This is a genomic window from Microcystis sp. 0824 (assembly GCF_003112475.1).
Taxonomy (GTDB): domain Bacteria; phylum Cyanobacteriota; class Cyanobacteriia; order Cyanobacteriales; family Microcystaceae; genus Microcystis; species Microcystis aeruginosa_C.
Map to the genome: position 1 here is coordinate 70,099 of NZ_BDSM01000024.1, position 14,591 is coordinate 84,689.

Sequence of the window (14,591 nt, forward strand, 5' to 3'; positions counted from 1 at the left end):
AGAGTCACAAATATTGAGATGCACCCAAAAGATGAGTCTAAAACTTTACTTTTTGCGTCATGGCGAAACCACCGCCAGTCAAGCGGGTAGTTTTTGCGGTCGATTAGACTTGCCACTAACCCCGGCCGGGGATGAAATGGCCAAGGATTTCGCCCTTGTCTATCGAGATGTGCCTTGGACAGCGATCTATTCTAGTCCCCTCAAGCGCACCCTGGCCACCGCCATCCCTTTAAGCGATCTCTTAGGTATTCCCATCCACAAACGGGAAGGATTAAAAGAGATTGCCTACGGCCAATGGGAGGGAAAAACCGCAGCCGAGGTTAATCGGGAGTTTCATGATGATTATGTGCGCTGGTTAGCAGATCCAGGCTGGAATTCTCCCACAGGAGGCGAAAAAGGCATCGATATCGCTCGTCGCAGTTCGGAAGTATTAGAGGAAATCGACCATAATCACGATGATGGCCATATTTTGATCGTTTCCCATAAAGCAACGATCCGAATCATGTTATGTTCTCTTTTAGGCATTGATATCGGCCGTTATCGCGATCGAATTGCCATGCCCGTGGCCTCGGTGACGATCGTCGAATTAGCCGAACACGGTCCCCTCTTTCAAGTTATAGGCGATCGCTCTCACCTCCGCAATGACCTGCGCTCGCGAGCGGGAACCTAACCAGTCAACAGTAACAAGGGAAGCCCCGGATTTGGTCTGCTGAAAAACTATGTGCTTGATGTTATATTTTCTACGACACGGACAGACAGCCTATAGCAAAACGGGAGGATACTGTGGTACTCCAGAAAATGACCCCGGTTTGACTGCCGAAGGCATCGAAATGGCCGAGGAATTCGCCGATGTCTATCGTTCTTTACCTTGGCGCGCGGCCTATGTCAGTCCCCTCCAAAGAGCTATTCAAACCGCTAAACCCCTCTGTGAAGCGGTGGGACTGAAATTAGAAATCCGGCAGGGATTACAAGAGATCGGTTATGGTCTTTGGGAAGGAATGCACCCCAACGATATCGATCGTCAATACCATGATCTCTATGTACGCTGGTTGACGGATCCTGCTTGGAATGCTCCCCCCAACGGGGAAAGGGGGATCGATATCGCCCGTCGTTCCGCAGCCGTTTTGGAGGAAATCGAACACACCCACAGTGATGGCAATATCTTGATCGTTTCCCACAAGGCTACCATCCGGATCATGCTCTGTAGTCTGATGGGCATTGATGTGGGCCGTTATCGCGATCGATTTGAAATGCCCGTGGCCGCTGTCAGTATTGTCGAATTAGGCAGTCGTGGCCCGCTTTTCCATGGCATCGGTTTACGCTCCCACCTCAGTGAGTACCTGCGTTCTCTTCCTTGCACCTAATCAGGAGGCAGGAGGCAGGAGACAGGAGACAGGAGACAGGAGACAGGAGACTTAAGAAGGAGCGTTAATTGATTAATGCTCTATTTAGGAATTTTAGGCAATTTTATGCCTATTTTTCTTATTTTTGAACTCTCAAAAATCAATTATGCAAGAACTCTACAGTTTACTGATCGCTGAAAATACTCCCCACTTCATAATTCATAATTCATAATTCATAATTCCCAATTTATGCCCAAAATCCATCACTTTGAGCTATTACCTTCCACTAATACTAAAGCTTGGCAATTATTAGAATCGGGGGAAAATCCGCCTTTTGTGGTGATTGCTAGTCAACAAAGTGCCGGGAGAGGACAATGGGGACGGGAGTGGATTTCTGAACCGGGAGGATTATATTTATCTTTGGCGTTAAATCTTGATTTAGAGGTGGATAAATCTGCCCATCTCGTTCTCGCTACAGTTTGGGGCATCGCTTATCACCTCAATTGTCAAGAAATACCTGTTAAAATCAAATGGCCGAATGATTTGGTATTATTAGGGCGCAAACTAGGGGGAATTAACCTAGAAACCCGTATTCAGGGTCAAAAAATCCCGCAAGCAGTCATCGGAGTGGGCCTCAATTGGTCTAATCCTGTCCCCCCCACCGGTATTAATTTACAGGCTTTTACTGGCAATAAAATCACCTCGATCGCTCAGTTAACCGATGTCACTAGCGAAGCTATCCTATACGGCTATGAATATTACTGTAATCACGGCATAAAAGCTCTATTAGCTTCTTATTTAGAACTTTTTGCCAATTTTGGTCAAAAGATAGTTTTTGAGGGCTATCAGGGCATAATAACGGGGGTAAGCGATCGAGGGGAATTAAAAGTTAAATTAACTTCGGACAATGCCAGTAGCGAAATTTATATACCGGCTGGCAGGGTCAGTCTCGGTTATAATCAAGTCTAAATATTTTTTTGACTAAACTGTGAGAAGTGAGGCCGCCCTATGTATCCTTCATCGGTGATATTGAAACTTTTTCTCGGAAAATCCTTAAAAAAGAAGCTGAGTTTATGCAGTGGTCTCGGTTTGGTGATTGGCGGTCTGCTCACTCTTGCTCCCAATGCGATCGCTAATTCCGAAACTGGCAGCGAAACCCCAGTGGTGGAAAATGCCGCCCCGACTCTGAAAGCCCCCGTTATCAAAGAAAATACTAATCCTGCCCCCCGTCTGGCTATCCCCGAAAACCATCAAACCGATATGCCTACCCTTGCCCCCCGGGCCGGCGGTAAAAATAATTTTATCGATACTAGAAACTTTAACCCCCCCAGTTCCGTTGTCGTCACCGAGCGCCGCAGTGGTTGCCAAACCATCGCCCAAAATGGTCAACTGGTAGGAGGTAGCTGTAATCTGGCGGCCCGGTCTTCCCGTCGTCAGCCGGTCAGCACTGTGGCCAAACCCTTACCCCCGGTTAATCTGGCCCGGGTGCGTCTCAATCCTAATCCAGCCGTGCGGGTAGGACGGCAGCCCCGAAATCAGCCGGTTATCGCTAATAATTCCCTGGGTCGTTATGCCCCCACTCTCGTCGCTTCTAGCGCCCCGGTACGTCTGGCTGCCCCGACGGTGATTCCCAGTCAGGTGGTGGCCCTCAATCCCCCGGAATGGAATGGCGTAAAATTAGCTTTGGCCCCGGTGACTCGCGCAGAAGTGGAAGCAATCAGCGAAGCGACCACCTATGAGCGGGCCACCCGTTTAAGTCCCACGGATTCTAACCCAACTCAACGCACGGATTTACTCTTTCCCCTCGCCCTTCCCGCCCAAATTACCTCGGTTTTTGGGTGGCGAAATCATCCAGTCAGCGGGAATCGGGCCATGCACGCGGGTACTGATTTAGGCGCACCGATGGGAACACCTGTATTAGCCGCCTACGCAGGGGAAGTGGCCACCGCCGACTGGTTAGGAGGTTACGGATTAACGGTGATTTTACGTCACCTCGATGGTAGTCAAGAATCTCGTTATGCCCACCTTTCGGAAATTACTGTCAAACCGGGAGAATGGGTGGAACAGGGGGCGGTTATCGGTCGTGTGGGTAGTACGGGACTTTCTACCGGTCCGCACCTACACTTTGAATGGCGACACCTAACCGAACAGGGTTGGACCGCCGTAGATGCCGGTTTACATCTAGAATTAGCCCTCGATAATCTGGTGCAGAGAATGCAAATGGCCGCAGCCACTGACCCTAATCAGAATTAATTTGTTTTGGGTTACAAATATAGCGGTTTTTGGAACTTAAAAACGCATCGTTGAGCTTTTGCCCAATTGATGCGTTTTCATACATTCGCAGTATTAAGTAGTTGGACAAAAATAAAGTTAACTGTGGGGCAAGGAGTCGGTCGTCAGGAGACGGGAGACAGGATACACGCTAAGATACAAATAATAAACTTGAGAGAAGCACTTGATTAAATATGACTCTAACTAACGTTGAAGTAAATCCCTCGACTCCAGAAGATTTTTTAGATTCTGAAACATTAGTACAGGTCGATTTAATGCAGCAAAAGATTCAACAATATATACAAACCCTATCAGTAGAAAATTTAAAGATGATTCTAGAATTTGCCGCTTATTTGTCAGATAAAGAAAGTGAAAAGGCAACGCAAGAAATTAGAGCAATCCCGAATATTATGGAACATTTGAAAGAAGCTGAAATGGATTTACAATCAGGTTGCCTCATTGATTGGGAAAGCTGAGATGACTTATAAAGTCCGTTTGACAGCTAAAGCAAATAAAGTTTATTCTGAAGCGGATCCAATCTTAAAAAAGAAGATGGCTAAGTGTTTAAAACTCCTTCAAGAAACACCGAAAAATCACCCTCAAATTAAAGCATTAAAGGGAGAATTTGCTGGGAAGTATCGCTTCCGCGTTGGAGACTATCGGGTTATCTATACAGTTGATGATAGTCAGTCTCAAGTTATCGTCTTGCTGATTGAACATCGCAGTCAAGCTTACCGCCAATAAATAGGGTTTGCTGAATAAATGTGAAATGTAGGCAAGGTAGAGGTTTTGTGGCTTTTCTCCCGAAACAGGTGCAAGATTCTGAGAGAATCGTGCTTCAAAACCTTGCGTCTTCATGGTTCCGCGTCCTGTAGGGGCGAAGCATTCGGACAATAACTTATCGGTGAAACCGTAGATTTTCTATCCGAATGCTTCGCCCGTACTTTTTCAGCAAACCCTATGTTCTATAAAAATGGTAATGCAAGGTTTTTGAAGCTCCCAATCCTCATAGTGTTAATATTCGCTAATCTCATCCAATTGGAAAGGCAAAATTTGAGAAAAAAAGTAGAAGTTAAGGAACGCGGAGCATTCGTTCTTCGATTTCTTGCCAGACGGTAGGGGAAATATTAACAGCCACTTTTTGGCATTTGAGAATCCGGCGATTAATATAAAAATAATGCCTGTCTATTTCGCTAATTTCGTTGATGGATAAATTAAGTAATTCAGGCGTTAAATTAAAAGCAGTACTCCACATTTTCAAGAATTGATCAGCAAATTCTTGACGTTCTTTTTTAGCCGCTTTATCATCAGGAATAATTTGTTTGAAAGCTTCTAAATCAGCGCTTAATTGGTAAAAATTAACCTTAGAAACAATTCGATCCTGAGCAAATAAGTTAACTAACTGGACAAACTCATCGATGAGTTTGGGGGTAAAGGACATCTTGGTGATTAAGTAGGCGATCTCGGGGGCGTAGGCGTAGGCGATGACGATGCTGTGGATGATGGCGGTGACGTTGGGGATGTGGATGACGTTGTAGCTGTAGATGATGCAGGTGTAGAAGATGACGAGCCAATAGGCGATCGCTCTTCTTCCTACAGGTTTAATCGGACTATCAACAGAATCTTTAGTCATCTCATCTGCCCATTGCAAAATCGGCACTAATTTTTGACCGAGGGGCGTTGTAAGATAATTATGGGCTTCTTTCTCCATTGCTAATAACAATTTATCGGCTTTCCCTCGCATCAAACCCGCCACTAACAAAAACACCTCTTGCCAACGAGTTTCTGTTACATAATTCTTAACTGCTTCTTCAATCAAATCATTATCATAGATATACTGAGCCGTGAGGTATTCCTGAAGGGTTAAATGAGAAAAAGAATAGACATCTCTCGCCCGCTCTACTAAAATTCCCTGTTCAATTTCAATGGTTTTTAATACTTTTTCTCCGTCTAAATGTTGCGGAGCATTTAAGTTTTGTTTAAGGTGATCTTTAATTTGCTTAACAATTTCTCGTTTTTCTAAAAAAAGTTTATCTGCTACAAAATTCTGATAAGCAATTTCAGATAGCAAAATTTCTTCTTGCTCAATACTGAGATTTTCATAAACTAAACCGCGATTAGGTAAACGTTTTTCGGCTGACCATTTCTCCAATAAAATTCTTAACGCATCTTGATAAAGGCGACTGCGATTTGTGGGAAAAGATTGATTTTCATCATAAACCAAACACAAAAAAGTCAACAATAACGGTGTATGAGCTAACTCTTTTGCACTTTTATACTCCTCCTTTTGCAACAGTTCCCAACAATTTTTAGCCGTCTCATTTTTGCGGTCTAATTCCGAACTAAACCAATGTTCAATAAAACTTTGAATTTGCTGATCATCAAATTCGACAATTTCAATATCGGTAAATTGTCGAAGATGAGTTCTAGCAGCAGTGCGACAGGAGAGAATAAAACGATTTTTATGATGCCTATCTACAAAATCTTGAATTTTCTCGATTACATTATTCACATTAGCTGTTGGCAGTTCATCCAAACCATCTAATAAAATTAGTAATTCCCCTTTTTCTAGTTTATTGCTAATACTTTTTTCCACGTTGGGAAAACCGCAGATTTTAAACTCCTCTTCAATTAATACCTGAATATTAATCTCGTTCTCTTTAAAGTTTTTCAACTCCAGTAAAACAGGTGTTAGAGGATGCTGATAACTGCCTTGCTTTCCCTTGAGAGCTTCTAAACCAACTTTTCGCAAAAATGTAGATTTACCAATACCGGGATCACCAAGTACCATTAAATATTGTTCTTGATTAGCCAAAAGTAAACCATCTTTTTTACCATCATCCCTAAAGTTAAACCGTCGCTGCTTACTCTCACGGTATTTATTTTCTAAATTTTCATCATAATAATCCCTGACTAAATTTCCTAAACATTTGACATTAACATAAATTGACTCCAAATCCATCGGCTTAGACATTTTTAAAACCTTAATCATGCCGTGCCGATCCCAGTAACGTTGAGGATATTTCCGCAAAAAAAGATACTTTACCTCTCTAATAAGCTGCCCGACATCTTTATTCAATAACTCATTTTTCTTAATACCCTCCCACCCCGATTTAGTGATTTGGTCAATCAAACTCTTAGCCCCTGCCATTACAATGGTTGTTTCAATTCCTGTCATAACTTAACCCCTGTAAATCCTCTAAAGTTCAGTATAAGCCAGAAAGCGGGCTTCTCATCAACTCAGAAAGCGGGTTTCTCATCATCAACCCAGAAACCCGCTTTCTCCGCTTTCTTATCATCAACTCAGAAAGCGGGTTTCTTATGTCCACATCATAAATATAAATCCACTCATGTGGGAAAAAATCTCTGATTTTTTCCTCACTTTCTTTAGGTAATTTTGGCTGTCCTTTTTCTAATTTCACCACTTCAATAAAAGTAAGAGCAGAAGTCACGATTATTACCTGACCATTTTCAGCTGCTTTGAGAACAGAAATACAATCATTAATTTTATCCTTTTCATTTTTCAGGAAAGCTAAAAAAACACAAGAATCCCAGTAGTGTAGCTTTTTTGTTGGACGAATCAATTACTTCCTCCCAAAATTCCGATCATTTCCTCAATGGTAGGTAAATCTTTTTTCTGAGGAAAAAGATCAATTGACTCAACTTTAATCCCGATTTTTTCCCCATCTTCTCTAGAGGTAACTATCCCCGATACAGAGACTCTTTTTTCTAGATATTCTTTGATATTATCAAGTAAATTTGGTTCAAAGTAACATTTAACACTTTTATTAGTCAATAAATTGTAAACTCTAAAAATAGGTTTACGACTTACATCAATAGCTTTAAGCACACCTTCTACAGTACCAAAACTTTGATATTTTCTCCCGATAATTTCATCAACATTAGCAATCAAAGCTTGATTCAAGTCGATACACCTCGAATCAAAGCCCAATTGCACCATAAACTCATCTCTTTTTTTCAATATTGCTAATGATCGCGCACTTTCTAAAGCTCGATCAGAAAAATACTTAGGGCGAATCGGATGTTCTAAAATTGTTACTATTCCCCTTTCTACAGTCTTAATAACTTCAGAAATTTGACTAGGTGTAATCTGATCTTGAGGCATTCCTTCTAAAGTAAGATGAATGCTGCCACTATGAACTTGAGAGATTCTCCAATTTATCAGGGTGCGATTTTTGTTAGCAAGGGTTTTATCTACTTCATGGAGTAGTATTGCTAATTGTTCTTGAGCCTTGATAAATTTATCAAAAGACAACAGTGAGCCTTCTATATCTAATGTTAGGCTCTTGATTGTTTCCTTCGATACAGGGCTTTCCCCTTTAGTCATGGCTCTAGGAATCGTGATAATTATCTCAAGTGTAAAGGTTTTGGCTAACTACTAAAGCTTCCTACTTTACATTTTTACATGAACTAAGCCTAAAGCCTAAACTAGGTTGACCTATAACCACAAAAAAACCCGCTGGCGCGGGCTTTTTTCACAAAACCAAAGTTTTAATTAACCTAACAACGCTTTTGCCTTCGCTACCACCTTATCCACGGTAAAACCAAACTTCTCTGACATTCCTAGAGAAAATATCGTAATTTTGTTAAAATAATCTCAAAGAAGAGCCTCTAAAATTGAAGATAATGTCTAAAATCGCTAAAAAACTTAGTAATTCTCCTTTTCGTTATCCCGGCGGTAAATTTTATGCCCGTAAGCTAATCTTAGCTTGTCTTCCCAGTCACCATAAGTATTGTGAACCTTTTGCGGGGGGAGCATCTATATTCTTTGCTAAGGAAAGTGTAGCAGAGAATATTCTCAATGACAAAGATGAAGAATTAATCAACTGTTATCGACATATCAAAGATTATCTTGGTAGTCTAATTGAATTATTAAAAGATCTAAACGCTACCAAAGAATTACACAGTTATTATAAAAATGAATTTCAACCAGCCAATGACCTAGAAAGAGCCATGCGTTGGTATTATCTAAATAGAACTTCCTACTCAGGAATTATGAAACTTGAAAATTGTTATTGGGGCTATGGTGATAAGTATTCTATGCGTCCTGAAAACTGGCCTTCTCACCTAAAAACCACTTCGGAAAAACTGCAAAATGTCAATTTATCTTGTTTAGATGTTGAAAATTTAATCAATCAATTACCCGATGATTACTTTTTATTTGTCGATCCTCCTTACTTTCAAGCAGATCAAAATAAATTCTATAGCGGTGTGCAGTCGTATGAGGTACAGTGTCACGAGCTATAAACCATGCTAGGCAAAGCTTGGTCTGTATCTCACTCAAGCGCTTACCGCTATATTCCTGTTTCTTCAGTCTAGAAGATCATGAAAGGTTATGTAAGACGTTGAAAAAACATCAACATCGATTTAAATTTCTTTTGACTTATGATAATTGCTCCGAAATTAGAGAAATGTATGATTGGTGTATTTCTTTACAAGATAATGAATGGAATTACACTATTAATCGAACTGATGATCAAAAAAATGGTTTAAAATTGGAACATGGTTATCAGAGTGAAAGACGCAAGGGCAAGGAGGTATTTATTGCTAATTATGATCTTCAGAAACCCGCAAGATTCACACCTCTACAATTAAGTTTATTCGATATATCTTGATTGCTAATTTTAATCAAGTAAATCCTCTATTTTTTTGATCGGGAGCCATGGTTGTAGAGGTTCAGTCGTATTAACATCAAAGAAAATTTTGGGATAATTAGGGATGAAATTACAGTTGTGATCCTGGCATTTCTGGCGAGAACACTTGATGTTATTGGTTTGATTTGCTGTTAAATCTTTACTCCTGGCAACGTACATTTTTAAAAGGGCTTCTTCTTGATTATTAATATTAATTTTGCTTAAAAATATTTGCTCTTTTGGTGTGGGCTTCCAAACAAATAGTCCTGTTTCTAAATTGGTCTGAAAAAAAGCATTGGCAAGAGATGTAATCACTAAATCAAAATCTGTTTCAATATATTGATCTTTGTGAATACGGCGGTTCCTCTATCCATCTGGCACAGACAACCCCTTATTGGATAAGCCTTTCGGCGTGGAGAATGTACCAGACCAGTCCTGAATCCGCCATATTTAGGCTTGTTGAAGGTATTCCTATCAATTTAGACCTTTGTTCTGCCGCTTTGTCTCCTAAGGTTCTTGATCTCATACATTTGACTTCAATAAAAGGTCTGATACCTCCCTGAAGACGGAAACTACCTTTTTTGGCTAACTTACATTCAGCAGAGTATTTTTTGGCGTTTTTTTGATTGATAATAGCTACGTCTATATCGTGAGAACCAGCTTGAGGATTTAAGCGAGGATTAGTAACTAAATAATTATTCGAGAGTATTTTTGACAGTTCATCTTGTACAGTGAACTCAAAAAACTTGCCACGAATCATAGGAATAACTTTTGGATCATTGAGAACTTCTGTAATATATAGCGTTTCCCAATCTCATGAGGTACACCAAAATCTTAACTCCTGAATCCCGAATCCTGACTCCTGAATCCTGAATCCCGAATCCTGACTCCTGACTCCTGACTCCTGACTCCTGACTCCTGACTCCTCAAAACCTAAGACTCTGTACCTCACAACTATGGGAATTGCTATATTTTTTCAAACCATTCCCATTCAAGCTCGTTATCATGCAAAAACTGCTCAAGCAATTTAATCAAATCTTCTGACATCATCAGTATTTACATCGGAATTTATAGACATAGTGTTAAAAAGCTCCGAAAGACTTATGTTTAATGCTCTACATAAAGAAATCAAGCATAGTAAAGAAGGATTCCTTTTACCACGTTCAAGAAGACTGATGTAAGTTCTATCCAAATTGGCCGCTTCGGCCAACCTTTCTTGGGATAAACCCTTTTGAATGCGAGCATTATGTAAACATCTGCCAAATTGAGCTAAATTGTCCTTTGCCATGCTTCGATTAAACTGCCTGACGTGACCCCTAGTCCACTGACTGACAGTCACAATAGAAAAACAAAAAAATGAGCCAGATTTTTCTGACTCATTACAGCTAAGATTTCAGGTAATTAACCTAACAACGCTTTTGCCTTCGCTACCACGTTATCCACGGTAAAACCAAACTTCTCTAGAATCACACCCCCCGGAGCAGAAGCGCCGAAGGTATCAACCCCCAACACATCCCCCTCATCGGTGATGTAGCGATGCCAACCCATGGTTGAACCCGCTTCCACCGCGAGACGTTTTTTCACTGCTTTCGGCAATACCGATTCTTTGTATTCTGCCGATTGTTCCTCGAATAGCTCCCAACAGGGCATAGAAACGACGCGAGCTTTAATTCCTGCTTCTTTCAACACCGCAGCCGCTTTATCACAGAGATACAACTCGCCCCCCGTACCGATGAGAATGACATCGGGAGTACCTTCACAATCGGTGATAACATAAGCACCTTTAGCCACACCCGCAAGGGAAGTTCCCGCTAAATTGGGCAGATTTTGACGGGAGAGAGCCAATAAAGTCGGGCGTTTCTTTTCGCTCACCGCTACTTTATACGCGCCAGAAGTTTCCGTACCATCTCCCGGACGCATGACTAACAGGTTAGGAATAGCTCGCAGAGAAGCAACGTGTTCCACGGGTTGGTGAGTCGGTCCATCTTCCCCTAAGGCAATGGAATCGTGAGTCATTACCCAGATGACGCGAGTTTCTGACAATGCCGATAAACGGATAGAATTCCGCATATAGTCGGTGAAAATCAGGAAAGTCGCCCCGTAGGGAATCAATCCCGTGTTATGGAGAGCAATACCGTTACAAATCGCCCCCATCGCGTGTTCCCGCACGCCAAAATGGACGTTACGCTCCTGATAACTGCCTTTTTGGAAATTACCAAAATGCTCTAATTCCGTGTAGTTAGAGTGGGTTAAATCCGCCGAACCGCCGATTAAACCGGGTAAAACCCCCGCAAGCGCATTTAAGCAGATTTCCGAGTGTTTACGACTAGCCAGCGCCTTATCTTCGGGTTTATAAACCGGTAAAGCTTGCTCCCAACCTTCCGGCAGTTGACCGGTGGTTAACTGTTCAAATAAAGACGCTTCTGCGGGATATTTAGCCTGATATTCGTTAAATAACTTATTCCAGTCCGTTTCTGCCGTCGCTCCCTTGTCCACTGCTTGCCGGAAACGATTTAATACCTCATCGGGAACCACAAACGGCTCGGATTCCCAACCTAAGGCTTTCCGGGTTAACTCGATTTCTGTTGCTCCTAAAGCTGCCCCGTGAACATCGGCGGTATTAGACTTATTGGGGGAACCATAACCGATGGTAGTGGTGATTTTAATCATCGAGGGTTTATCGGTGACAGCTTTGGCGGCTGCGATCGCATTGGCAATGGCATCTAAATCGGTGTTACCATTCTCGACGTGCTGAACGTGCCAACCGTAGGCTTCAAAACGCTTGCTCACGTCCTCGGTAAAAGCGATATCGGTGGAACCATCGATCGAGATATGGTTATCATCGTAGAGGGCGATTAACTTGCCTAAACCCCAGTGACCGGCTAAAGAACAAGCTTCTCCGGAAATACCCTCCATATTGCAACCATCACCCAAAATCACATAGGTGTAATGGTCGATAATTTTGGCATCCGGTTTGTTGAAACGGGCTGCTAAATGGGCTTCTGCTAGGGCCAAACCCACACCATTGGCAATCCCTTGACCCAGGGGACCAGTGGTCACTTCTACCCCTTCCGTGACGAAATTTTCGGGGTGGCCGGGGGTTTTCGATTTCCACTGCCGGAATTGTTTAATTTCCTCTAGGGGAACGCTATCGTATCCCGTCAGGTACATCAAAGCGTACTGCAGCATACAACCGTGACCGGCGGAGAGAACAAAACGATCGCGATTGACCCATTGGGGGTTTTTCGGGTTAAAACGCAGGAATTGATCCCAGAGAACAAAGGCCATGGGAGCGGCTCCCATGGGCAGTCCGGGGTGTCCCGATTTAGCTTTTTCTACGGCATCTACCGCTAAAAAACGCACGGCATTAATACAAAGTTCTTCGAGGGATTGGGAGGCGACAACCATAATGTTTTTTAGAATGAACTACAAAAATAAGACCAGGTTAAAGAGGGAGCCACTCACAGATTACTCTTTCAGGGGCATCGACTCAAGCATATTTTCTAAAAGCTAGGGTGACGTTATGGCCACCAAATCCAAAGGAGTTGGAGAGGGCAGCGTTAACTATCTGCTGACGACTTTCGTAGGGGACGTAATCGAGATCGCAATCGGGGTCAGGATTGTCCAGGTTGAGAGTCGGGGGAATCCGATCATTCGCGATCGCCATGACCGTGGCCACGGCTTCAATGCCGCCAGAACCGCCTAAAAGGTGGCCTGTCATCGATTTGGTGGAACTGACGGGGATTTGGTAGGCCGATTCTCCTAAAGCTTTTTTAATCGCCTTGGTTTCCGTGGGATCATTGGCCCCTGTACTGGTGCCGTGGGCGTTGATATAGCTAATTTCCGCCGGAGTTAAACCGGCATCTTTGAGCGCTAATTCGATCGCTCTGGTGGCCCCACGACCATCGGGAACCGGTGCGGTCATGTGATAGGCATCGCAAGTCAGACCATAACCGATCATTTCGGCGTAAATCCGCGCCCCACGGGCCAAGGCCGTTTCTAATTCCTCTATAATCAAAATTCCTGCCCCTTCCCCCATGACAAAACCATCCCGATCCTTATCAAAGGGACGACTGGCCCGGGTGGGGTCATCGTTGCGGGTGGACAGGGCCTTAGCGGAGGCAAAACCAGCCAACCCTAGGGGGGTAACGGCGGCTTCCGTCCCACCGCAGATCATCCCTTTGGCTGAACCCTTTTGTACTAGACGGAAAGCATCGCCGATGGCATTGGAACCGGCGGCGCACGCGGTCACGGTGCAGTTACTCGGTCCCTTGGCCCCCGTGTGGATGGCGGTTAAACCGGCGGCCATATTGGCAATCATCATCGGGATCATGAAGGGACTACACCGGCTCGGTCCTTTTGTCAAGTAAATTTCCTGTTGATCCTCCAGCACTTTTATGCCACCCACGCCCGTACCGATTAGTACGCCTATATCATCGGCATTGAGAGCGTCGATCACTAATCGAGAATCTTGCAGTGCTTGCAAACTAGCAGCGACGGCAAATTGAGCGAAACGGTCCATGCGCTTTGCCTCTTTGCGATCCACATATTCGTGGGGGTCAAAACCCCGCACTTCCCCAGCAATGCGACAAGCGTGACGGGAGGCATCAAAGTGGGTAATTAAACCAATGCCACTTTTGCCGTTGATTAAGCCTGTCCAATAGTCTGCTAGATTATTGCCGAGGGGAGTGATCGCACCCATCCCCGTGATGACAACCCTTTTTAATGGCAATTCTGTCATGTTTGTTCAAAAATAAGGGCAGATTTTGCCCCAGATATTTAATCCTAAATTGTCAATTTTCCCGCAATAATTAGGCGGTTGCTTCTACTTTCCCGCTAATATAATCGGCAGCTTTGCCCACAGTGTCAATTTGTTCGGCCGCTTCGTCGGGAATTTCAATATCAAATTCTTCCTCTAAAGCCATCACCAACTCGACCACATCAAGGGAATCCGCTTTCAGATCATTAGCAAAGCTTGCTTCGGGAGTAACTGTACCCGAATCCTCTACTTCTAATTGTTCCACAACAACTTTTTTAACTCGCTCGAAAATGTCTGCACTCATGGATGTCAATTTTTATCCGCTGGTTTACCAGACTCTAGCCTCTAGGGTCTGGGGAAATGGGGCGGTGTTACCATTTCCGACAATAAATTTCGGTTAGCTTTTTCACTGACCATTTTTCATCTTACTGGAAGTTGTTCCCCTCTTGATGAAGTTTTTTCTCGATCATCGGGGAAGTGGGGAAGTGGGGTGTAGGGTGTAGGGTGTGGGGTGTGGGGTGTAGGGTGTAGGGTGTGGGGTGTGGGGAGAATAAATAAAAATAA

Annotated in this window: 17 protein-coding genes; 8 read left to right on the top strand and 9 right to left on the bottom strand. The window is 43.2% G+C overall.

Annotated elements, in window-relative coordinates; all coding sequences use genetic code 11:
• The first annotated feature begins 31 nt into the window (after positions 1-31).
• The 6 genes from N0824_RS09525 (at position 32) to N0824_RS09550 (ending at position 4,358) form a co-directional block, all read left to right on the top strand.
• Positions 32-670, top strand: a complete 639-nt coding sequence (locus N0824_RS09525) for a histidine phosphatase family protein (protein ID WP_108936585.1) — start codon at positions 32-34, stop codon at positions 668-670.
• Positions 671-719: 49 nt separating this feature from the next.
• The gene (locus N0824_RS09530; protein ID WP_002759710.1) at positions 720-1,364 is read left to right on the top strand and encodes a histidine phosphatase family protein; all 645 of its coding nucleotides are present in this window, start codon (positions 720-722) and stop codon (positions 1,362-1,364) included.
• Between the two features lie 228 nt (positions 1,365-1,592).
• Entirely contained in the window at positions 1,593-2,312 is a 720-nt protein-coding gene (locus N0824_RS09535) for a biotin--[acetyl-CoA-carboxylase] ligase (RefSeq protein WP_108936586.1), read from the top strand.
• Between the two features lie 39 nt (positions 2,313-2,351).
• A complete protein-coding gene (locus tag N0824_RS09540) occupies positions 2,352-3,596 on the top strand; it encodes a M23 family metallopeptidase (RefSeq protein ID WP_108936587.1) in 1,245 nt (414 codons plus the stop codon).
• Positions 3,597-3,808: 212 nt separating this feature from the next.
• Positions 3,809-4,090 carry a hypothetical protein gene (locus N0824_RS09545; protein WP_002800999.1) on the top strand — a complete coding sequence of 94 codons (282 nt, stop codon included), beginning with the start codon at positions 3,809-3,811 and terminating at the stop codon, positions 4,088-4,090.
• 1 nt (position 4,091) lies between these two features.
• Entirely contained in the window at positions 4,092-4,358 is a 267-nt protein-coding gene (locus N0824_RS09550) for a type II toxin-antitoxin system RelE/ParE family toxin (protein ID WP_108936588.1), read from the top strand.
• Between the two features lie 328 nt (positions 4,359-4,686).
• Here N0824_RS09550 and N0824_RS09555 read toward each other — a convergent pair whose 3' ends face one another.
• From N0824_RS09555 to N0824_RS09565, 3 genes are read right to left on the bottom strand one after another with little or no spacing between them, the layout of a single operon-like run.
• Positions 4,687-6,792 carry an NACHT domain-containing NTPase gene (locus tag N0824_RS09555; RefSeq protein ID WP_108936589.1) on the bottom strand — a complete coding sequence of 702 codons (2,106 nt, stop codon included), beginning with the start codon at positions 6,790-6,792 and terminating at the stop codon, positions 4,687-4,689.
• 28 nt (positions 6,793-6,820) lie between these two features.
• Complete coding sequence (locus tag N0824_RS09560) at positions 6,821-7,198, bottom strand: hypothetical protein (RefSeq protein WP_233256397.1); 378 nt, start codon at positions 7,196-7,198, stop codon at positions 6,821-6,823.
• Positions 7,195-7,962, bottom strand: a complete 768-nt coding sequence (locus N0824_RS09565) for a hypothetical protein (RefSeq protein ID WP_108936590.1) — start codon at positions 7,960-7,962, stop codon at positions 7,195-7,197. The genes N0824_RS09560 and N0824_RS09565 overlap by 4 nt, the downstream gene beginning before the upstream one ends.
• 299 nt (positions 7,963-8,261) lie before the next feature.
• On the opposite strand from N0824_RS09565, the gene N0824_RS21900 reads away from it, so the two are divergent.
• Both N0824_RS21900 and N0824_RS21905 read left to right on the top strand, forming a co-directional pair.
• Positions 8,262-8,882, top strand: a complete 621-nt coding sequence (locus N0824_RS21900) for a DNA adenine methylase (protein WP_233256398.1) — start codon at positions 8,262-8,264, stop codon at positions 8,880-8,882.
• Positions 8,883-9,046: 164 nt separating this feature from the next.
• Positions 9,047-9,250 (top strand): hypothetical protein, encoded by a 204-nt coding sequence (locus N0824_RS21905; RefSeq protein WP_233256399.1) that lies wholly within the window; start codon positions 9,047-9,049, stop codon positions 9,248-9,250.
• Between the two features lie 9 nt (positions 9,251-9,259).
• Here N0824_RS21905 and N0824_RS21315 read toward each other — a convergent pair whose 3' ends face one another.
• The 6 genes from N0824_RS21315 to acpP form a co-directional block, all read right to left on the bottom strand.
• On the bottom strand, positions 9,260-9,583 hold the full coding sequence (locus tag N0824_RS21315) for a hypothetical protein (RefSeq protein WP_233256400.1): 324 nt from the start codon (positions 9,581-9,583) through the stop codon (positions 9,260-9,262).
• Between the two features lie 76 nt (positions 9,584-9,659).
• Entirely contained in the window at positions 9,660-10,028 is a 369-nt protein-coding gene (locus N0824_RS21320) for a hypothetical protein (protein WP_233256401.1), read from the bottom strand.
• Between the two features lie 267 nt (positions 10,029-10,295).
• Positions 10,296-10,556, bottom strand: a complete 261-nt coding sequence (locus tag N0824_RS09580) for a helix-turn-helix domain-containing protein (protein WP_036386251.1) — start codon at positions 10,554-10,556, stop codon at positions 10,296-10,298.
• Positions 10,557-10,669: 113 nt separating this feature from the next.
• Positions 10,670-12,676 carry a transketolase gene (gene tkt / locus N0824_RS09585; protein WP_108936591.1) on the bottom strand — a complete coding sequence of 669 codons (2,007 nt, stop codon included), beginning with the start codon at positions 12,674-12,676 and terminating at the stop codon, positions 10,670-10,672.
• An 82-nt stretch (positions 12,677-12,758) separates the two neighbouring features.
• Positions 12,759-14,009 (bottom strand): beta-ketoacyl-ACP synthase II, encoded by a 1,251-nt coding sequence (gene fabF, locus N0824_RS09590; RefSeq protein ID WP_108936592.1) that lies wholly within the window; start codon positions 14,007-14,009, stop codon positions 12,759-12,761.
• A 70-nt stretch (positions 14,010-14,079) separates the two neighbouring features.
• Positions 14,080-14,331, bottom strand: a complete 252-nt coding sequence (gene acpP / locus N0824_RS09595) for an acyl carrier protein (RefSeq protein WP_108936593.1) — start codon at positions 14,329-14,331, stop codon at positions 14,080-14,082.
• Positions 14,332-14,591: the final 260 nt, after the last annotated feature.